This is a genomic window from Devosia sp. (genome assembly GCF_036563435.1).
GTDB lineage: Bacteria > Pseudomonadota > Alphaproteobacteria > Rhizobiales > Devosiaceae > Devosia.
This window is the reverse complement of record NZ_DATCMJ010000014.1, coordinates 122,156-141,680: the sequence shown is the minus strand read 5'-3', so window position 1 is coordinate 141,680 and position 19,525 is coordinate 122,156. Positions and strand designations below refer to the sequence as shown.

Sequence of the window (19,525 nt, the reverse complement as noted above, 5' to 3'; positions counted from 1 at the left end):
CGCCCCGAAGGGCGGCCACTGCTTTACTGCGCGGGCGCTGCCGGTTCGGCCGGCGCTGCCGGTTCGGAAGGTGCCGCCGGCACCGAGGCTGGCTGGAGGGTGTTGAGCTCGGTGGCACTGAGGCCGCCGCTGCCATCGGCGTCGGCCTTGGTGAATTCGTCTTCCGTCAGGTCCGTCCAGACCGTCTGCAGTTCGCTCAGGCTCAGCTCGCCATTCGCGTCGGCGTCGACATCGGCAAAGGTGGTGGGCGTCTGCGCGAAGGCGGCAGTGGACAGGCCGAGCACGAACATGGACGAAACAAGGATCTTCTTCATGGGAGTTGGGCTCCAATGTGGGAGTTTGGGCGGCGACCGGTTAGCCGGTCTCCGACGGGGTGCTCTCCTGCGCCCCGTGCACCAAGCATGGAAAGGCAATGTGTTCTCCCCGGGCCGGAAAATCGGCCCCGGGCGGGAAACATTCGGGCAGAACGTGGCGCCCGGAAGGCCTCACAACTGCGGGCGGTAGAAGTCGCCTGTGTCGGTATCCATCACCCAGAGTTCGCCGGTCGAGATATCGAACCACGCGCCGTGCAGGGCCAGTTTCCCTTCGGCTTCAAGCTCGGCTACATAGGGGAAGGTGCGCAGGTTATTGATGGAGTTCCGGACGGAAATCCGCTCCAGCGCCGTCTGCCGTTCGGCCGGTGTCATCACCGAATTGGTGCTGAGCTGGCTCGGCAGGTCGCCCAGCATGCTCATCCACTTGCCGATGAAGTCGCCCTCGTCGAGCGGGCTCTGATCGGGGTTGAGCGCTGCCTTGATGCCGCCGCAGCGGCCATGGCCCATGATGACGATGTTGCTGATATTGAGTGCCTTGACGGCAAACTCGATGCCCGCCGAGGTGCCGTGCTGGCCCGCGTCGGGCTGATAGGTGGGCACGAGGTTGGCCACGTTGCGCAGGACGAAGACCTCGCCCGGCTCGGCGTCGAAGATCATCTCGGGCGCCGCGCGGCTGTCGCAGCAGGCAATGATCATGGTCTTGGGGCTTTGCCCAATGGACGCCAGTTCGCGATAGCGGTCCTTCTCACGGACATAGCGGCCCGCCATGAAGTTGGCGTGGCCGTCGAGCAGGTGTTGAGGAAAACTGTTCATGGCCCATGGATTAGCGATAAGAAGGGGCGAGATCAACTGCGGCGCACAAGGCGCCCGACGGGGACACCGATGCTTATCTACCGCTTCCTGACCGGCGAGGACGATGCCAGCTTCTGCCACAAGGTGACCAAGGCGCTGAGCGAGGGCTGGTCGCTGCATGGCTCGCCCAGCTATGCCTATGATGCGGTCAGCAAGAAGATGAAATGCGGCCAGGCCGTCACCCGCATCGCCCGCGACCAGCCCTATGACCCGGACAAGAAGCTCGTCGACTACTAGCGTCCAGCCTGAAGCTGCAGCGCCAGGGCCTGCAGCATGAGGATGGTCTTGGCGTCGCAGATTTCTCCAGTGCCGATCATGGACATCGCCTGGTCGAAGGCGATCTCGAACACCTCGATATCCTCGCCCTCGGCGGCGAGTCCGCCGCCCTCGGCCAGCTTTTCGCCCGGCGTGTAGTGCGCGAGGAAACAGGCGCATTTTTCGGTGAGGGAACCGGGGCTCATATAGACGTTGAACAGGAACTGCAGCGCCTGTGGCTCGTAGCCGGTTTCCTCGATCGCCTCGCGCCGTGCGGCAACGGCCGGCGTTTCGCCGTCCAGCATGCCCGCCGGGGCCTCGATCATCCACGCGGGATCGCCGTTGAGATTGGGCGGAAGGCGGAACTGGCGCGCCAGGATGACGCTGCCCGTGGTCGGCGCATACATCAGTACGGCCGCGGCGCTGCCATGGTCATAGACCTCGCGGCTCACCGTCTGCCGCGAGCCGTCGCGGCGGTCATGGGTCACCTCGTAGCGGTCGAAGCGTCCCCAGTTGCGGGCAAGCGGGGTCACGCCATCGATCTTGATCGTATCGTCCATCTGTTGTCTCCATGCGCGCGGCAGTCTTGCCGCAAAGCTCTCGCCGGCACCAGCCGTCAACCCCACAGGACCCCCATGCGTCTCTCCCTTCTTGCCCTTTCCCTGCTTCTCGCTGGCCCCGCCGCGGCACAAGCACCGGCAGGCGACTGGCCGGCGCAGAAATGCGCGCTTTACGAAGAGGCGTGGAACCAGGCGCTGGACCAGTTCGGCAGTGACGACATGAACTATGCCTTTCTGGCCGGCAACGAGAACTTCATCGCCGGCGGCTGCACGGAAGGCGGCATGATCTGCCCGCAATCGCAGCAGGAACTCGACATCGCCGATGCGCTGACGCTGGCCATGATGAACAGCGGCACGGCGAGCACCTTTCTGCCGTTCAAGTGCCCGCGTCCGGAAGCGGCAGCCGACAGTTGGAGCGGCCCCGGCCTCTGACGCACATGCGGGCAGCGCACACGCTGTTCGACATACGAACAAAGTGCGCTTTGCGCCAAAACTTGCCGCCCCGCCGCTTTTGGTGCTTTGATTTCGTAACACTTGCCCGCTAGAAGTCTCGAACCATTCCAAACTGCGCGCGTTCACGCGTGCGCCAGCGAGGCTTCATGACGGTTCGCTCCCGCCCTCTATCTCCCCATCTCCAGGTCTATCGCTGGACCATCACCATGGCCATGTCGATCGCCCACCGCGCGACAGGCATCGCCAACTACGTGGGCACGGTGCTGCTGGTGTTCTGGCTGGGCGCCGCCGCCCTGGGCCAGGAACCGCTCAACGCGGTCAACGAGATCTATGCCTCCTGGTTCGGCCAGATCGTCCTCTTCGGCTATAGCTGGAGCCTGATCCACCACATGCTGGGCGGCATCCGCCACTATGTGTGGGATTTTATTCTGGGCATGGAGCCGGGGCAGCGCGAGCTGCTGGCCTGGGCCAATGTTGCCGCTTCGGTTGTCCTGACCCTCCTGGTCTGGACGCTTTTCATCTGGATGGCATGATGCGCGAACAGATCATCACCCGCGACGTCGTCGCCAATCCCAAGTCGGTCTATGGCGCCAAGAAGGCCTCGACCCGCCACTTCCTGACCCAGCGCCTGACGGGGCTGAACAACATCGTCTTCTTGGGCTTTCTCCTCTTCATCGTGGTGCGCCTTGCCGGGCAGGACCGCCCGGACATGGTGTCGGTGCTGGGCAATGGCTGGATCGGCATTCCCTTCGCGGTGCTGCTGGCCGTGGTCACCATCCACATGCGCAACGGCATGCGCGACGTGCTCGAAGACTACTTCCATGGCCGCAGCTATGACCTCCTGATGATGCTCAACACCTTGTTCTGTATCGCCATCGCCCTGACGGGCGTCCTTTCCATTCTCAAGCTCGTCTTCTGGGGTTAGCCTGATGGCCACTTACGAACTCATCGACCACGAATTCGACGTGGTGGTGGTGGGCGCCGGCGGCGCCGGGCTGCGCGCAACGCTGGGCATGGCCGAGCAAGGCCTCAGGACCGCCTGCATCACCAAGGTGTTTCCCACCCGCTCGCATACGGTGGCTGCCCAGGGCGGCATTGCCGCTTCGCTCCAGAACATGGGCCCCGATTCGTGGCAGTGGCACATGTACGATACGGTCAAGGGCTCGGACTGGCTGGGCGACAACGACGCCATGGAATACCTGGCGCGCGAAGCGCCGGCCGCCATCTATGAGCTCGAGCATTACGGCGTGCCGTTTTCGCGCACGCAGGATGGCCGCATCTACCAGCGCCCGTTCGGCGGCCACATGACCGAGTTCGGCGAAGGCCCGCCGGTGCAGCGCACCTGCGCCGCCGCCGACCGCACCGGCCACGCCATTCTCCACACCCTCTATGGCCAGTCGCTGCGCAACAATGCCGAATTCTATATCGAGTATTTTGCGCTCGATCTGATCATGGGCGACGACGGCGCCTGCCAGGGCGTGATCGCCTGGAAGCTCGATGACGGCACGCTGCATCGCTTCCGCGCCAAGCTGGTGGTGCTGGCAACCGGCGGCTATGGCCGCTCCTATTTCTCTGCCACTTCGGCCCATACCTGCACCGGCGACGGCAACGGCATGGTGGCCCGTGCCGGTCTGCCGCTGCAGGACATGGAATTCGTGCAGTTCCACCCCACCGGCATCTATGGCGCCGGCGTCCTCATCACCGAAGGCGCGCGCGGCGAGGGCGGGTACCTCACCAATTCGGAAGGCGAGCGCTTCATGGAGCGCTATGCCCCCAATGCCAAGGACCTGGCGTCGCGCGACGTGGTTTCGCGCTGCATGACGCTGGAAATCCGCGAAGGCCGGGGCGTCGGTCCCAACAAGGACCACATCTACCTCCACCTCGATCACCTCGACCCCAAGGTGCTGCATGAGCGCCTGCCGGGCATCACCGAGAGTGCCAAGATCTTCGCCGGCGTCGACCTCACCCGCGAACCGATCCCGGTGCTGCCGACCGTGCACTACAATATGGGCGGCATTCCCGCGAACTATCATGGCGAAGTGCTGAACCCGACCGAGGACGATCCCGACCGCGTCGTGCCCGGCCTGATGGCGGTAGGTGAAGCGGCCTGTGCCTCGGTTCATGGCGCCAATCGCCTGGGCTCGAACTCCCTAACCGATCTCGTAGTTTTCGGCCGTGCCGCCGCCATTCGCGCCGGCAAGGTGATCGACCGTGCCGCGCCGATCCCGCCGATCAACAAGGCGCAGGACGACAAGATCCTCGCCCGCTTCGACCGGTTGCGCAACGCGGCGGGCTCCCAGCCCACGGCCAAGCTGCGCGACGAGATGCAGCGCACCATGCAGTCTGACGCCGCCGTGTTCCGCACCGACGAGTCGCTCAAGCAGGGCGTGCAGCGGATGAGCGAGATCTATTCGCGCCTCCCCGACGTCAAGGTCACCGACCGGTCGCTGATCTGGAATTCGGACCTGGTGGAAACGCTGGAACTCGAAAACCTCATGGCCTGCGCCATGGTCACCGTCGTCTCGGCCGAAGCGCGGCAGGAATCCCGCGGCGCCCATGCGCATGAGGACTATCCCAACCGCGACGACGTCAACTGGCGCAAGCACACGCTGAGCTGGATCGACATCGAAACCGGTGCGGTCAAGCTCGGCTACCGCCCGGTGCATGTCGACCCTCTGACACCCTATGAAGAGGGCGGCATCGACCTCAAGAAGATCGCCCCCAAGGCGCGGGTGTATTAGGCTCTGTGGCGACACAGGAGGCAAGGATGGACCAAAAGATCGAATTGGACCTGGAAGCTGACGATCGGGCCGCTCTCGAAGAGCGGGCCAGTGCCAATGGTCGTTCCGTCGCCGAAGAGGCTGCGGCGATCCTGCATGGGTATCTGCACGTGACGCGTGCGGATGCGGCAGATCTGATTGCCCAATCGCGTGCCTTGCGTGCCATGGCTCGTCCCGGCGTCGCTCAAACCGACAGCCTGTTGCTCTTGCGGGAAGATCGGAACCGGTGATCGTGATCGATACGTCCGTAGCCTTGCAGTGGGTCCTGCCCGAAGACGATGCAGAGGCGTCCGAGCGCTTGCTGACGCGCACGGATATGATCGCGCCAGACATCTTGCTGGTGGAAGCTGCCAATGTGCTCGCCCGCAAGCTGCGCAGGGATCAGATCGACACCCAAGTCGCATACGAAGGTTTGGACTTCATCGCCAAGGTCGTCCCGCAATTGCTGCCCAGCCGCGACCTTACCGTGCGGGCACTGGACCTTTCGGTTGAACTGTCGCACCCCGTCTATGACTGTATCTTCCTGGCCTGTGCCGAGCGCCACAAGGCGCCGCTGGTGACGCGCGACGAGCCGCTCATCAAACGCTCGATCGAGGCCGGCTACGGCGATTTCATCAAATCCGTGTCCTACATAGGTGAAGCATGACCGCGCTTAGCCGATACGCGCTGGCTTTCGCCAGCCTTGCGATAACCATGCCCGCCCACGCGGCGACACCGACGGAGGCGCAGAAGACGGAGTTTTACCAGGTCTGCATGAGCATTGCGCAGGACCAGGCGCTCTGTTCCTGCAAGGCCGATGCGGCGGTGACGCTGATCGACGAGCGCTTCATGGCGCTGGTGATCTCGGCCATGCAGGGCGGCTCAGTGCCGCAGGAACAGTACGACGCCTACAACACCTATGTCGCCAAATCGAACCAGGTGTGCAAGCCGAACTATTGATGGTGAAACGGACCCGCCACAGCCACGGCATCATTCCCGCGCAGGCGGGAATCTCCCTCGCCCGGTGAAGTGGGATCCCCGCCTGCGCGGGGATGACGCCGAACAGAATTGAGTGCCGGTTGAGCGGCACGAGGAAAGGATGCGACCCATGGTCGAACTGATGCTCCCCAAGGCCGATCGCCCCACCAAGGGTAAGACCTGGCCAAAGCCCGCCGGGGCAAAGCGCCTGCGGGAATATCACATCTACCGCTATGATCCGGATCAGGACGCCAATCCGCGCATCGACACCTATTTCGTCGACCTCGACGATTGCGGCCCGATGATCCTTGATGCCCTGTTGTGGATCAAGAACAAGGTCGATCCCACGCTGACGCTGCGCCGCTCGTGCCGCGAGGGCATTTGCGGTTCGTGCTCGATGAACATCAACGGGCTCAATACGCTGGCCTGCACCAAGGGCATGGACGATAGCAAGGGTGCCATCAAGATCTACCCGCTGCCGCACATGCCGGTGGTCAAGGACCTGGTGCCCGACCTCACCACCTTCTATGCCCAGCACCGCGCCATCGAGCCCTGGCTCAAGACCACCTCGCCCACGCCGGACAAGGAATGGACCCAGTCGGTGCCGCAGCGCGCCAAGCTCGACGGGCTCTATGAGTGCATCCTTTGCGCCTGCTGCTCCACCTCCTGCCCGAGCTATTGGTGGAATGGCGAAAAGTATCTGGGTCCCGCGGCGCTGCTGCAGGCCTATCGCTGGCTGATCGACTCGCGCGACCAGACCACGCAGGAGCGCCTCGACGACCTCGAGGACCCGTTCAAGCTCTATCGTTGCCACACGATCATGAACTGCGCCAAGGTCTGCCCCAAGGGCCTGAACCCGGCCAAGGCCATCGCCGAGATCAAGAAGATGATGGTGGAACGCAAGGCGGCTTAGTGCCGGCATTCGTCCCTGCTGCCTCCCCCGTCGAGGGCGAGGTTTCTCTTCACCCATGGGCACGATCTTGCGCCAGTCACAGGGCGGCACCTCCCCCTCGACGGGGGAGGGTGGGAGGGGGTGGGAGAGCCCCGATGTCGGGATCAGCCATTCGAGCATAGCTCTCATGGCCTTCTTTGCTCATATCGCTCCACAGGATCGATATGCCCTGCGGGACGCTCCGAAGCCTCCCCGCAAGGGGGAGGGAGTCGACAGCCACACCCGCCGGCCGTCACCCTCGGGCTTGACCCGAGGGCGTTTCACTTAGGCGCGGTCCACAAGTTCAGGGCCCTCGGGTCGAGCCCGAGGGTGACGATCGGTGCGCGACGGGGCTAACGCAGAGCACCCAAAACAAAACGGCGGGCACCAGGCCCGCCGCTTTCATTCCATTTCAACCGCTTACGCGTCTTCGTTGAGGATGATGGTGCCGGCCTCGTAGGCGGCCTTGCAGTCGGCGCTGTCGTGCATCAGGTCGCTTTCCAAAAGGGTCAGGGCCGCGCCCGGTCCCTGGAAGCGCGGGTCGTCGCACTGGTCGTCATTGGCATAGTCGGAGCTGTTGTCGCCAAAGTCGATGTCCGAGCTGTCATAGGGGGCGCCGGCGGCATATTCGGGCGTATAGACCTTGCGGATCGAAACCTTGCCTTCGGCTTCCAGCGTCTGGCAATCGGTGGCGTCGCCCATCGTGTCGTCGCTGAGGAGCTTCTTGTCTGTGCCTTCGCCTTCGAAGCGGAGGTCGTCGCATTCGCCGTCATTGGCCCACTTGCTCCAGTCGCCGCCATAGTCGAAGGCGGCAACTGCTGCGGTGCCCGAGCCGCCGCTGCCCAGGGTGATGGTGCCGGCGATAAAGGCTGCCTTGCAGTCGGTGGCGTCGGCCATGCGGCCTTCATCGGTCAGTTCGGCGGCCATGCCCGAGCCGCTGAAGCTGGGGTCGTCGCATTCGCCGTCCTTGGCCCATTCGCTGGAATCGTCGCCGAAATTGATCCGCTCGGCAAGGATCGCGAGATCGGACTTGTCGCCGCTCTCGGTGTTGGCAGCCGTGCCGGACTCGTCAGCCAGGGTTACGGTGCCAGCCTCATAGGCGGCCTTGCAGTCAGTGGCATCGTGGCGGATGTCGGCCTCAAGCAATTCGTCTGCCGAGCCGGTGCCGGTAAAGCGCGGATCGTCACATTCCCCGTCATTGGCCCATTCGCTCGTATCATCGCCGAAGTCGATGGCATCGATGGGAGAGGCGATCTCGACTTCGTCCGGCGTGGTCGTGTCGTCTGTCGCTGCTGCGTCCTCGGTGGCAGCCGTGTCCTCGACCAGCGTTACCTTGCCCTCCTCGAAGGCGGTCCGGCAGTCGGTTGCGTCCTTGCGGATGTCCTCGTCCACCAGTTCGTCGGCGCTGCCTTCACCGGTGAAGCGCGGATCGTCGCATTCGCCGTCATTGGCCCATTCACTCGAATCGTCGCCGAAGTCGACATCGGCGGCCGCTTCGTTGCCGGGCGTCGTGGTCTTTTGCGCCAGTGCCGGCGCCGAAAGGCCCGCAGCAAGCGCCAAGGCCAGCGCAGCGCTGCCCAACAAACTGTGCATTGATTTCATCGGTTGTCCCTTCCCGCATGGAGATCGCCAGTGGTGGCGAGAGATTACAGCGGCTTTGCGGCACTCAAAAGCGAATAGGGCGAACAAATTTATCCATTTAAGCGCCGCGCCCTTTTTTCGGCCCGGGTGAACAGGATCGAGCCGGCCAGCACAAGTGCCGTGCCGATGAGGTGGAATAGAGTAAAGGGTTCTGACAGGACGATGACGGCAAAGACGATGGTGACGAGCGGCCCGAAGGCGGCTGTCGACGAGGTCGCACGCGCGCCGATACGGGCCATGCCGGCATTCATCAGGAAGCTGGGCAGAACCGTGCCGAGGACGCCGAGCGCCAGGCCATAGGCCCAGATCTCCGGCGGGAGGGCCAGGTAGCTGCCAGGACCTGCCACGACGAGGTTCTGCCCGATGGCGCAGACGGCGGCCGTTGACATGCCGAGGCAGGTAAAGAGCCCGGCGCCGATTACCAGCATCTGCCGCTTGGCCAGGTGCTGGTAGAGCGCAAAGGTGATGGCCGAACCCAGCACCAGCAGCGTGCCGGCCACGAGACCATCCGGGGCGACGGTAAGATTCCAGCCAAAGATCACCAAGAGGCCGCCATAGCTCACCAGCATGGCCGGCAGGACGGCCCAGACCATGCGGTCGCCGAAGAACCAGACGCCGAACAGCACCACAAAGAATGGGTAGGTGAAGAGCACCAGCCGCTCATATTGGGCCGAAACGAAGTTGAGCCCGAGGAAATCGAGGTAGCTCGAAATGTAGTAGCCCAGGATTCCCACGGCCATGCTCACGAGCACCACGCGCGGGTTCAACATGGCGCGCGCTTCGGGTGAACGGCGCAAGAGCGTCACGAGGATCACGAGGTAGACGGGCAGCGCCACGATCATGCGAAGGCTGAGCAGCATCTCGCTCGAGACGCCTTCGCCATAGGCGAGCTTGATGAAGATGCCCTTGGTGGAAAAGAGGATGGCGCCGGCGACGGCAAAGCCGTAACCGAGGGGGTCGTTGCGGGAGGGGATGGTGGAGGTGGACATGCCGTTGTGATAGGAGCGCCGGGGCGCCGGTCACAAGTCCGAAGAGCCGAAAAGGGTTCGGTTTGCTATCGGGTGAGGTGCTAGCACCGTGTCAGCATATTGAGCACCTATCCGCGAGGATGTGCGCTCCGATAGCTCTCCAGCAGCCGGTCGGTATCGACCGCCGTATAGATCTGCGTGGTGGAGAGGCTGGCGTGTCCAAGCAGTTCCTGGATGGCACGCAAGTCCCCGCCGCGCCCCAATAAATGGGTGGCGAATGAATGCCGCAGGGCATGCGGCGTCGCCGAGGCGGGCAGGCCGAGCGCGCCGCGCAGTTGCTGCACCCGCAGCTGGATCAGCCGCGGCGACAACACCCCGCCCCGCAGGCCGCGGAACAGCGGTTCATCCGCTTTTACTTTGTAGGGGCAGAGACTTAGATAAAGGTCGATGCTCTTGCGCACCGCCTCGATCAGCGGCACCAGCCGCACCTTGCCGCCTTTGCCAGTCACCCGCAGCACCTGCGCCTCGAGGTCCGCGCCCGTCAGTGCCAAGGCTTCGGAAATGCGAAGGCCCGCGCCGTAGCAAAGCGACAGCACCGCCATGTCCCGAGCGGCAATCCAGGGACGCTCCTCCATCTCGCCGGTGGTGGTAATGGTCTGGCGCGCTTCGAGCACTGTCAGAGCTTTAGGCAGGGACTTTGGGAGCTTGGGCGTACGGATGACGTTGAGCGCCTCGGTCCTGACCACGCTTTCCCGCTCAAGGAAGGCAAAGAAACTCTTGAGCGCGGAAAGCACCCGCGCCAAGGAGCGCGAACCAAGGCTTTCACTGCGCCGCTGCGCCATGAAGGCGCGAATATCGGCGGCGCGCAGGGCCTTGAGGCTGGCGAGGGTAACCGGCCCACCCATGTGGCCGGCCAGAAAGCGCATGAACTGGTCGACATCGCGGCCATAGGCTTCAAGCGTCTTGTCAGCCAGGCGCCGCACCGAGCCGAGGTCGCGCTGCCAGGCGGCAAGCTGACGGCGCACGAAATCGTCGGTAGCAAAAGCGGAATCGACCATGCGCCCAGTGTGGTGAGCCGCGGTAAAAGCATGCTTAAGCCCACGCTTGTGTGTTCCCGCCCTTAACGGAATCACTTGCGCTGCCTATGTTCCAATGCGAACAGAACAAGCACAAATGGAAGATCGCCCAGACATCGTTGCCGTCATGGTGGGGGTCGCCGTCGACGGCCCTTATAGCTATCGCGTGCCGCCCGGCATGGCGGTGGAGCGCGGCTCTATTGTCTCGGTGCCGCTTGGCCCGCGGCTGACGCTGGGCGTGGTCTGGGGACCGCCCAAGGACATGGTGGCGCATAACCGGCTGCGCGATATCGCGCACCGTTACGATGTGCTCCCGCTTTCCGAGGAACTGCTCAAGCTGGTGGAATGGGTCGCGCGCTATACGCTGGCGGCGCCCGGCCAGGTGCTGCGCGCCGTGCTCCGGTCCACCGAAGCGCTCGATCCGCCAAAGCCGGTGGTCGCCTATCGCCGCACGGGCCGCGAGCCGGAAAAGCTCACGCCGGCGCGGCTGCGCGTGCTCGACGCATTGCTGGACGATATGCCCTGGCCAAAGCCGGCGCTGATCGGGGCGACCGGCGTATCGCCGTCGGTGATCGAGGGGCTTGAGCGGGCGGGAGCGGTGGAGCGGCTGGAAATGCCGCCGCCTCCGGTGGTCCTGCCTCCCGATCCAGAAAGCAGCGTCGCCCAGCTGTCGGAGGCGCAAGCGGCCGCGCTGGCGCAGATCACCCGGCTCGATCCGCACCAGTTCGGCGTCGCCCTTCTTGATGGCGTGACCGGCGGCGGCAAGACCGAGGTGTTCTTTGAAGCGGTGGCGGACACTTTGCGCGCTGGGCGGCAGGCGCTGATCCTGCTCCCTGAGATCGCGCTCACCAATACCTTTATTGCCCGATTTACCCGGCGTTTCGGCACCAAGCCCGCGGAATGGCACTCGGACATGACGCCAGTGCAGCGTGCCCGCGTCTGGCGCGGGGTACTCGACGGCACGGTGCGTGCGGTGGTGGGCGCCCGCTCCGCCTTGTTTCTGCCCTTCCGCGAACTGGGCATGCTGGTGCTCGATGAAGAGCACGACGGCGCCTACAAGCAGGCGGACGGCATCACCTATCACGCCCGCGACATGGCGGTGGTGCGGGCCCATCTCAGCAATGCGCGGGTCATCCTGTCATCGGCCACGCCATCGGTGGAAACGCGCAACAACGCCAATTCCGGCCGCTATAGCCATGTGATGCTGACCTCGCGCTTTGCCGAAGCGGCACTGCCCGACATCACCGCCATCGACATGCGCATGGAGGGACCTGACAAGGGGCAATGGATCGCGCCGACGCTGGCGCGCGAGGTGTTCTCGGCACTTGACCGGGGGGAACAGGCGCTGCTGTTCCTTAACCGGCGCGGCTATGCGCCGCTGACCCTCTGCAAGTCGTGCGGTCATCAGTACCAGTGCCCGGACTGTTCCGCCTGGATGGTGGAGCACCGCTTCCGCGGCGTCCTCATGTGCCATCATTGCGGCCATGAACTACGGCGGCCGCTGGAATGCGGCAAGTGCGGGGATCCCGAAAGCCTCGTGGCGGTCGGACCGGGGATCGAGCGCGTTGCCGAAGAGGCCGCCATCCGCTTCCCCGATGCACGGCGGGTCATCCTGTCCTCGGATATGGGCAGCAATGCACAGCTGCGCGAGCGTTTCGCCGAGATCGAGCGAGGCGAATACGACCTCATCATCGGCACCCAGCTCGTGTCCAAGGGGCACCATTTCGAGAAGCTCTCGGTGGTCGGGGTGCTCGATGCCGATCTGGGGCTGGCACATGGCGATCCGCGGGCGGCCGAAAAGACCTTCCAGATCCTGACCCAGGTAGCGGGGCGCGCCGGCCGTGCCTCGCGCAGCGGCAAGGCCTTCCTCCAGACCTACCATCCCGATCATGCCGTGATGCGCGCCATGGTCAGCGGTGACCGCGAAGCCTTCTACGCGCATGAATTGATGGCGCGCGAGGCGGGCGGCCTGCCGCCGTTCGGACGGCTGGCCGCGCTGATCGTTTCCGCCAACGAGCACGACATCGCCATGAACTATGCCAAGCGCCTGCTTTCGGCGGCGCCCATGTCCGAAGGCGTACGCCTGTTCGGCCCGGCCGATGCGCCGATCGCCATGATCCGCGGTCGGCACCGGGTGCGCCTCCTCGCCCAATCGGGCAAGGACTTCGACCTCTCCGGCTATGTCCGCTTCTGGCTCGGCTCGGCCGAGAAAATCACCGGCAACCTGCGGGTGCAGGTGGATATCGACCCGATGAGCTTCATGTAGCGCACCGGACCACCTGCGACACTTTCGCAGGCTTTGAATCGGAACCCCAAGCCTTGCAAGCCGCGCGAGGCTTGTGCTAGAGCGGGCCCAACTTCGAGGGGCTGTCCGGAAGCTCCTTTTCCAAACAAGCGCAAGCGTCGGCAACCGCCCAAGTTTCCCTTGAGAAATGCGGCGGTGAAGCAGGCAGGCAAACAAGAGGGTGTTGAGGCATTGGCAGCGCAGAATTCAGTGCTTACCCAGATCGCCCGGCCATATGCGTCGGCGCTGTTCGACCTCGCTTCGAGCGAGAATCAGCTGGCATCGGTGGAAACGTCTCTCTCGGACGTGTCACGCCTGATCGGGGAAAGCAGCGACTTCGCGCGCTTCCTGCGGTCGCCCGTCATTGCCGGTGACGAAAAGGCGACGGCACTCGACGCTATTCTCGCCCGCACCGCGACCAACCCGCTGGTGGCCAATTTCCTCCGTCTCGTGGCCAAGAATGGCCGGCTATTCGCGCTCGACGCCATCATCGTCGCCTTTCGCGAACTGGCTGCCAAAGCGCGGGGCGAAGTCACCGCCGAAGTGACCTCCGCGGCGCCGCTCAGTGCCGAACAGGCCACTTCGCTCAGCGAGACACTCCGCGCCAAGATCGGCAAGACCGTCACGCTTAACCAATTCGTCGATCCCTCTCTGATTGGCGGCCTTCAGGTGAAGGTCGGGTCGCAGATGATCGACTCTTCGCTCAAGACAAAACTCGCTGCGATGAAGATCGCCATGAAAGAGGTCGGATAATGGACATCAAAGCCGCGGAAATTTCTGCGATCCTCAAGGACCAGATCAAGAATTTCGGCCAGGAAGCCCAGGTTTCCGAAGTCGGTCAGGTGCTCAGCGTCGGCGACGGTATCGCCCGCGTGTTCGGCCTCGACAACGTGCAGGCCGGTGAGCTCGTCGAGTTCCCGGGCGGCATCAAGGGCATGGCGCTCAACCTCGAAACCGACAATGTCGGCGTCGTGATCTTCGGCAACGACCGGTCGATCAAGGAAGGTGACGTCGTCAAGCGCACCGGCTCCATCGTGGACACCCCTGTTGGTCCTGGCCTGCTCGGCCGCGTAGTCGATGGTCTCGGCAACCCGATCGACGGCAAGGGCCCGATCGTCCACACCGAACGCCGCCGCGTCGACGTCAAGGCGCCTGGCATCCTGCCGCGCAAGTCGGTGCATGAGCCGATGTCGACCGGCCTCAAGGCCATCGACGCGCTGATCCCGATCGGCCGTGGCCAGCGCGAGCTGATCATTGGCGACCGCCAGACCGGCAAGTCCGCCATCATCCTCGACACCTTCCTCAACCAGAAGCCCGCACATGATGCCGGCGCGTCGGACACCGACCGCCTCTATTGCATCTACGTGGCTGTCGGCCAGAAGCGTTCGACCGTTGCCCAGTTCGTGCGCCAGCTAGAGGAATCGGGCGCACTGCCCTACTCGATCGTTATCGCCGCAACCGCTTCGGACCCAGCGCCGCTCCAGTACATCGCGCCGTTTACCGGCTGCGCCATCGGCGAGTGGTTCCGCGACAATGGCAAGCATGCCGTGATCGCCTATGACGATCTGACCAAGCAGGCCGTCGCCTACCGCCAGATGTCGCTGTTGCTGCGCCGTCCGCCGGGCCGCGAAGCCTATCCGGGCGACGTGTTCTACCTCCACTCCCGCTTGCTCGAACGCGCCGCAAAGCTCAACGAAGACCACGGTCTTGGTTCGCTGACCGCGCTGCCGGTTATCGAAACCCAGGCCAACGACGTGTCGGCCTATATCCCGACCAACGTGATCTCGATCACCGACGGCCAGATCTTCCTGGAGACCAATCTCTTCTTCCAGGGCATCCGTCCTGCGGTGAACGTGGGTCTCTCGGTGTCGCGCGTCGGTGGTTCGGCCCAGATCAAGGCGATGAAGCAGGTTGCCGGCTCGCTCAAGGGCGAGCTGTCGCAGTATCGCGAAATGGCGGCTTTCGCCCAGTTCGGTTCGGACCTCGATGCCTCGACCCAGCGCCTGCTCAACCGCGGTGCGCGCCTGACCGAACTGCTCAAGCAGCCCCAGTTCTCTCCGCTCAAGACGGAAGAACAGGTTGCGGTGATCTTTGCCGGTGCCAACGGCTATCTCGACAGCGTTCCGGTGAACAAGGTCGGTGATTTTGAGAAGACCGTGCTGTCGGCCCTGCGCGGCAAGCATGCCGATCTGCTCAAGACCATCGCGACCGAAAAGCAGCTCACCGACGACTCGCGCGCCAAGCTCAAGGCCGCGCTCGACGAGATCAAGAAGACCTACGCGGCCTAAGGCCAACAAGGAGCGCACGGGCCCATGCCTTCGCTAAAGGACCTCAAGAACCGGATCGACTCGGTCAAATCGACCCAGAAGATCACCAAGGCCATGCAGATGGTCGCGGCGGCCAAGCTCCGCCGCGCCCAAGATGCAGCCGAGGCGGCTCGCCCCTATGCCGAGCGCATGGGGAAGGTGCTCGCGTCTCTCGGCGCCGTCTACGAAGGCCAGACCGATGCCCCGCTGCTCCTGGCCGGCACGGGCCGCGACCAGGTTCACCTCCTGGTGGTTGCCACCGGCGAGCGTGGCCTTGCCGGCGGTTTCAACTCCTCGATCGCCCGCCTTGCCCGCGAACATGCCGCAAAGCTCATCGCCCAAGGCAAGACCGTCAAGATCCTGACCGTGGGCCGCAAGGGCCACGACATCCTGCGCCGCCAGTATCCGGAGCTGATCCTCGATACGTTCAACTTCCGCGACGTCAAGCAGGTCGGCTTCACGCAGGCTTCGCAGGTCGCCGAGAAGGTGCTGGCGATGTTCAACGCCGGCGAGTTCGACATTGCGACGCTGTTCTTTGCCAAGTTCGGTTCGGTGATCTCGCAGGTACCGACCGCGCAGCAGATCATCCCGGCCAAGCTCGATCGCGTGGAGGGTGAGGGCGCCGTCAGCGGTTCTACCGTGCCCTATGAGTACGAGCCGAGCGAAGAAGCCATCGTCGAGGATCTCCTGCCGCGCAATATCTCGGTGCAGGTCCTGAGGGCGCTCCTTGAAAACTCCGCCTCGTTCTACGGTGCGCAGATGTCCGCCATGGACAACGCCACGCGTAACGCCGGCGAAATGATCGGCAAGCTGCAGCTGAGCTATAACCGCCAGCGCCAGGCCCAGATCACCAAAGAACTCATCGAAATCATTTCGGGCGCCGAAGCGCTCTAACGCATTAGCGAGGACGAACAAATGGCAGAAAAAAAGGCCGGTCGCGTATCGCAGGTCATCGGCGCCGTCGTCGACGTCACGTTTGACGATCACCTGCCTGCGATTCTCAACGCACTCGAAACCAACAACAATGGGCAGCGCCTGGTGCTGGAAGTGGCGCAGCATCTCGGCGAGAACGCCGTGCGCACCATTGCCATGGACACGACCGAAGGTCTGGTGCGCGGCGCCGAAGTGATCGACCTGGGCACCGCCATCTCGGTTCCCGTTGGCGAAGCGACCCTTGGGCGCATCATGAACGTCATCGGCGAGCCGATCGACGAAGCCGGCCCCATCTCGGGCGAAGACCGCCGCGAGATCCACCAGGAAGCACCCGAATTTGCCGAGCAGTCGCCGGAATCGCAGGTGCTGGTCACCGGCATCAAGGTCGTGGACCTGATTGCCCCCTATGCTCGTGGCGGCAAGATCGGCCTGATGGGCGGCGCCGGCGTGGGCAAGACCGTCTTGATCCAGGAACTGATCAACAACGTCGCCAAGGCGCATGGTGGTTACTCGGTCTTTGCCGGCGTGGGTGAACGTACCCGCGAGGGCAACGATCTCTACCACGAAATGATCGAGTCGGGCGTGAACAAGGACCCGGCAGAGAACGGTGGTTCGGCTGCCGGCTCCAAGTGCGCCCTGGTGTTCGGCCAGATGAACGAGCCCCCTGGCGCCCGCGCCCGCGTGGCCCTGACTGGTCTTACCATCGCCGAGAACTTCCGCGACCAGGGCCAGGACGTCTTGTTCTTCGTGGACAACATCTTCCGCTTCACCCAGGCCGGCGCCGAGATGTCGGCTCTCTTGGGCCGCATTCCCTCCGCCGTGGGTTACCAGCCGACGCTGGCGACCGACATGGGCGCGATGCAGGAACGCATCACCACCACCAACAAGGGCTCGATTACCTCGGTTCAGGCCGTGTACGTGCCCGCCGACGACTTGACCGACCCGGCACCGGCAACCTCCTTCGCCCACTTCGACGCTGTGACCGTGCTGAACCGCGCCATTTCGGAAAAGGGCATCTACCCCGCCGTTGATCCGCTGGCCTCCAACTCGCGTATTCTCGACCCGCTGACCGTGGGCCAGGAACACTACGAAGTAGCCCGCCGCGTTCAGGAAGTGCTGCAGAAGTACAAGGCTCTGCAGGACATCATCGCCATCCTGGGCATGGACGAACTGTCCGAAGAGGACAAGCTGGTCGTGGCCCGCGCGCGCAAGGTCGAACGCTTCATGTCGCAGCCGTTCGACGTGGCCGAAGTGTTCACCGGTTCGCCTGGCGTGTTCGTGCAGCTCGAAGATACAATCAAGGGCTTCAAGGGCCTGGTGAACGGCGAGTACGATCACCTGCCCGAGGCCGCCTTCTACATGGTCGGCACCATCGAAGACGCCGTCAAGAAGGCGCAGAAGCTGGCCGCACAGGCCGCCTAAGATGATATCGGGCTTGCCGTCCGCGGCGAGCCTCCTCTTCCGCTAAGGGTTCTGAAAAATGGCTGATGGCCTCAAGATCGAGATCGTGTCGCCCGAGCGGCTGGTGCTGTCGGAAATCGTGACCTCGGTCACGGTCCCGGGCACCGAAGGCTATTTCACCGTCATGGCCGACCACGCGCCGTTCATGACGACCCTGCGTTCCGGCTTCATCACCGTGAACGGCCTCAACGGGCAGGACGCTATCTATTTCGTCAAGGGCGGCTTTGCCGATGTCTCGCCGGAAGGCCTGACGATCCTGGCGGAACAGTCAGCACCGTTCTCGGAGTTCAACCACGCCGACCTCCAGGCCCAGATCAAGGCCGCCGAAGCCGAGCTGGCCACCGCCGCCACGCCTGAGCACAAGACCTATGCGCAGGAAATCGTGAGCGGACTGCTGAACCTGGCTCTCGAAGCCGGCCAATTGAACGGCACGCACATCCACTAGGATCGCACGCGATCCAGCAAAAAGCCCGCGGATTGCCGCGGGCTTTTTTGTTGCTTCTCGAAGTCCGAGTTCTCTTAGGCCAAGGCGGCCGATACCAGGGCCTTGGCGTGCAACTCGGTCGTGTCATAGACAGGCAGTGGGCTGTTGCTGTCGTCGATCAGCATGGCAATTTCGGTGCAGCCAAGGATCACCGCCTGGGCGCCCCGCGCGGCCAGCCGCTCGATGGCCGTGACATAGACCTTGCGCGACTCCTCGCGCACGATGCCGCGGCACAGTTCCTCGAAGATGATGCCGTTGAGGTTCGTCCGGTCAACTTCGGGAATGAGCGAGGTCAGGCCGCGCTCGGTCAAGCCGTCGCGGTAGAAGCCCATCTCCATCGTAAAACGGGTGCCCAAGAGGCCGACGGTGTCGAAGCCATCGGCAATGAGGGCGTCGCTGGTGGGATCGGCGATGTGGATGAAGGGGACGCTGATGGCGTCGGTGATCTGCCGCGCAACGATATGCATGGTATTGGTGGCAAGGCCGATCAGTTCGGCCCCTGCCGCTTCCAACCCCCGTGCCACCGCGGCTAGTTGCTCGCCGGCCCGGTCCCATTCGCCCGCCGATTGCATCTGGGCAATGGGGGCAAAATCCACGGAGTGAACGATGAGGGGCGCCGAATGGAGCCCGCCACGCCGTGCGGCGGTCTCCTGGTTGAGCACGCGATAATAATGAGCGGTGGATTCCCAGCTCATGCCGCCGATAAGGCCGATGGTCTTCATGGTTCAGCCCTGGGTGAAACGCTGCGGAATGTCGGCAAAGGCGGTGGCGACCTGCATATAGGCGTCGCGCTTGAACGGCACGATCAGGTCGGGCGTCCGGCTCAGCTTTTCCCAGCGCCAGGCGTCGAACTCGGCATGGTGCTTGCCACCTCCCGGTGCCATCACGTCGATTTCGCTGTCATCGCCGGTGAAGGCGAAGGCGAACCAGCGCTGGCGCTGTCCGCGATACTTGCCCTTGAGCGCGACACCCAGCATGTCGTCGGGCAGGTCGTAGTAGATCCATTCAGGAGCTTCAGCCAGGAGGCTCACCGAGCTGATATTGGTTTCCTCATGGAGCTCGCGCAGGGCAGCCCGCAGGGGATCCTCACCATCGTCAATGCCGCCCTGCGGCATCTGCCACGGCGCGGCGATCTCGTCGCCGTTCTGGAGGTGAACGTCTGCCTTGCGACGTCCGACAAAGACTTCGCCCTTGCCGTTGAATACGGCGACGCCGACGCAGTCGCGGTAGGGGAGGGCGGTGCGGTCGACTGGAATGGGCATGGCGGTTC

23 protein-coding genes are annotated in these 19,525 nt (G+C 63.9%); 15 read left to right on the top strand and 8 right to left on the bottom strand.

Annotated elements, in window-relative coordinates; all coding sequences use genetic code 11:
- Positions 1–23: 23 nt before the first annotated feature.
- Positions 24–314, bottom strand: a complete 291-nt coding sequence (locus VIL88_RS08920; protein ID WP_331987897.1) for a hypothetical protein — start codon at positions 312–314, stop codon at positions 24–26.
- Positions 315–485: 171 nt separating this feature from the next.
- Positions 486–1,127: a carbonic anhydrase gene (locus VIL88_RS08915; protein WP_331987896.1), complete on the bottom strand. Its 642-nt coding sequence runs from the start codon at positions 1,125–1,127 to the stop codon at positions 486–488.
- A gap of 69 nt (positions 1,128–1,196) precedes the next feature.
- Between VIL88_RS08915 and VIL88_RS08910 the strand changes: the two genes are divergently transcribed.
- Positions 1,197–1,403: a DUF1737 domain-containing protein gene (locus tag VIL88_RS08910; RefSeq protein WP_331987895.1), complete on the top strand. Its 207-nt coding sequence runs from the start codon at positions 1,197–1,199 to the stop codon at positions 1,401–1,403.
- Here the strand turns inward: VIL88_RS08910 and VIL88_RS08905 are convergent.
- Positions 1,400–1,981 carry an NUDIX domain-containing protein gene (locus tag VIL88_RS08905; protein ID WP_331987894.1) on the bottom strand — a complete coding sequence of 194 codons (582 nt, stop codon included), beginning with the start codon at positions 1,979–1,981 and terminating at the stop codon, positions 1,400–1,402. The genes VIL88_RS08910 and VIL88_RS08905 overlap by 4 nt on opposite strands.
- 75 nt (positions 1,982–2,056) lie before the next feature.
- Here VIL88_RS08905 and VIL88_RS08900 point away from each other — a divergent pair, with 75 nt between their 5' ends.
- The 8 genes from VIL88_RS08900 (at position 2,057) to VIL88_RS08865 (ending at position 7,084) form a co-directional block, all read left to right on the top strand.
- Entirely contained in the window at positions 2,057–2,413 is a 357-nt protein-coding gene (locus VIL88_RS08900) for a hypothetical protein (RefSeq protein ID WP_331987892.1), read from the top strand.
- A 167-nt stretch (positions 2,414–2,580) separates the two neighbouring features.
- Positions 2,581–2,967: a succinate dehydrogenase, cytochrome b556 subunit gene (sdhC, locus tag VIL88_RS08895; protein ID WP_331987890.1), complete on the top strand. Its 387-nt coding sequence runs from the start codon at positions 2,581–2,583 to the stop codon at positions 2,965–2,967.
- Positions 2,967–3,359, top strand: coding sequence for a succinate dehydrogenase, hydrophobic membrane anchor protein (sdhD, locus tag VIL88_RS08890; RefSeq protein WP_331987888.1), 393 nt, complete (start codon positions 2,967–2,969; stop codon positions 3,357–3,359). Before sdhC ends, sdhD begins: the two co-directional genes overlap by 1 nt.
- Positions 3,360–3,363: 4 nt before the next feature.
- Positions 3,364–5,175, top strand: coding sequence for a succinate dehydrogenase flavoprotein subunit (gene sdhA / locus VIL88_RS08885; protein ID WP_331987886.1), 1,812 nt, complete (start codon positions 3,364–3,366; stop codon positions 5,173–5,175).
- A gap of 26 nt (positions 5,176–5,201) precedes the next feature.
- The gene (locus tag VIL88_RS08880; RefSeq protein WP_331987884.1) at positions 5,202–5,444 is read left to right on the top strand and encodes a hypothetical protein; all 243 of its coding nucleotides are present in this window, start codon (positions 5,202–5,204) and stop codon (positions 5,442–5,444) included.
- Between the two features lie 2 nt (positions 5,445–5,446).
- Positions 5,447–5,860: a type II toxin-antitoxin system VapC family toxin gene (locus VIL88_RS08875; RefSeq protein WP_331987882.1), complete on the top strand. Its 414-nt coding sequence runs from the start codon at positions 5,447–5,449 to the stop codon at positions 5,858–5,860.
- Positions 5,857–6,153, top strand: a complete 297-nt coding sequence (locus tag VIL88_RS08870; RefSeq protein ID WP_331987880.1) for a hypothetical protein — start codon at positions 5,857–5,859, stop codon at positions 6,151–6,153. The genes VIL88_RS08875 and VIL88_RS08870 overlap by 4 nt, the downstream gene beginning before the upstream one ends.
- 148 nt (positions 6,154–6,301) lie before the next feature.
- Positions 6,302–7,084 carry a succinate dehydrogenase iron-sulfur subunit gene (locus tag VIL88_RS08865; RefSeq protein WP_331987878.1) on the top strand — a complete coding sequence of 261 codons (783 nt, stop codon included), beginning with the start codon at positions 6,302–6,304 and terminating at the stop codon, positions 7,082–7,084.
- A gap of 438 nt (positions 7,085–7,522) precedes the next feature.
- On the opposite strand, the gene VIL88_RS08860 is transcribed toward VIL88_RS08865, so the two are convergent.
- The 3 genes from VIL88_RS08860 to VIL88_RS08850 all read right to left on the bottom strand — a co-directional run bounded on the left by VIL88_RS08860 (position 7,523) and on the right by VIL88_RS08850 (position 10,769).
- The gene (locus VIL88_RS08860; RefSeq protein WP_331987875.1) at positions 7,523–8,695 is read right to left on the bottom strand and encodes a hypothetical protein; all 1,173 of its coding nucleotides are present in this window, start codon (positions 8,693–8,695) and stop codon (positions 7,523–7,525) included.
- Positions 8,696–8,793: 98 nt separating this feature from the next.
- The gene (locus VIL88_RS08855) at positions 8,794–9,732 is read right to left on the bottom strand and encodes a DMT family transporter (RefSeq protein WP_331987873.1); all 939 of its coding nucleotides are present in this window, start codon (positions 9,730–9,732) and stop codon (positions 8,794–8,796) included.
- Positions 9,733–9,839: 107 nt separating this feature from the next.
- Entirely contained in the window at positions 9,840–10,769 is a 930-nt protein-coding gene (locus VIL88_RS08850) for a tyrosine recombinase XerC (RefSeq protein WP_331987871.1), read from the bottom strand.
- A 115-nt stretch (positions 10,770–10,884) separates the two neighbouring features.
- On the opposite strand from VIL88_RS08850, the gene VIL88_RS08845 reads away from it, so the two are divergent.
- From VIL88_RS08845 to VIL88_RS08820, 6 genes are all read left to right on the top strand, one after another.
- On the top strand, positions 10,885–13,053 hold the full coding sequence (locus VIL88_RS08845; RefSeq protein ID WP_331987869.1) for a primosomal protein N': 2,169 nt from the start codon (positions 10,885–10,887) through the stop codon (positions 13,051–13,053).
- Positions 13,054–13,227: 174 nt separating this feature from the next.
- Positions 13,228–13,824 carry a F0F1 ATP synthase subunit delta gene (locus VIL88_RS08840; protein ID WP_331987867.1) on the top strand — a complete coding sequence of 199 codons (597 nt, stop codon included), beginning with the start codon at positions 13,228–13,230 and terminating at the stop codon, positions 13,822–13,824.
- Positions 13,824–15,359: a F0F1 ATP synthase subunit alpha gene (gene atpA, locus VIL88_RS08835; protein WP_331987866.1), complete on the top strand. Its 1,536-nt coding sequence runs from the start codon at positions 13,824–13,826 to the stop codon at positions 15,357–15,359. The genes VIL88_RS08840 and atpA overlap by 1 nt, the downstream gene beginning before the upstream one ends.
- A gap of 24 nt (positions 15,360–15,383) precedes the next feature.
- Complete coding sequence (locus VIL88_RS08830; protein ID WP_331987865.1) at positions 15,384–16,271, top strand: F0F1 ATP synthase subunit gamma; 888 nt, start codon at positions 15,384–15,386, stop codon at positions 16,269–16,271.
- Between the two features lie 21 nt (positions 16,272–16,292).
- A complete protein-coding gene (gene atpD / locus VIL88_RS08825; RefSeq protein ID WP_331987863.1) occupies positions 16,293–17,732 on the top strand; it encodes a F0F1 ATP synthase subunit beta in 1,440 nt (479 codons plus the stop codon).
- 58 nt (positions 17,733–17,790) lie between these two features.
- A complete protein-coding gene (locus tag VIL88_RS08820; RefSeq protein ID WP_331987862.1) occupies positions 17,791–18,216 on the top strand; it encodes a F0F1 ATP synthase subunit epsilon in 426 nt (141 codons plus the stop codon).
- 74 nt (positions 18,217–18,290) lie between these two features.
- Here VIL88_RS08820 and VIL88_RS08815 read toward each other — a convergent pair whose 3' ends face one another.
- Both VIL88_RS08815 and VIL88_RS08810 read right to left on the bottom strand, forming a co-directional pair.
- Entirely contained in the window at positions 18,291–18,977 is a 687-nt protein-coding gene (locus VIL88_RS08815; protein WP_331987860.1) for an aspartate/glutamate racemase family protein, read from the bottom strand.
- A 3-nt stretch (positions 18,978–18,980) separates the two neighbouring features.
- Complete coding sequence (locus VIL88_RS08810; protein WP_331987859.1) at positions 18,981–19,517, bottom strand: RNA pyrophosphohydrolase; 537 nt, start codon at positions 19,515–19,517, stop codon at positions 18,981–18,983.
- Positions 19,518–19,525 lie beyond the last annotated feature (8 nt).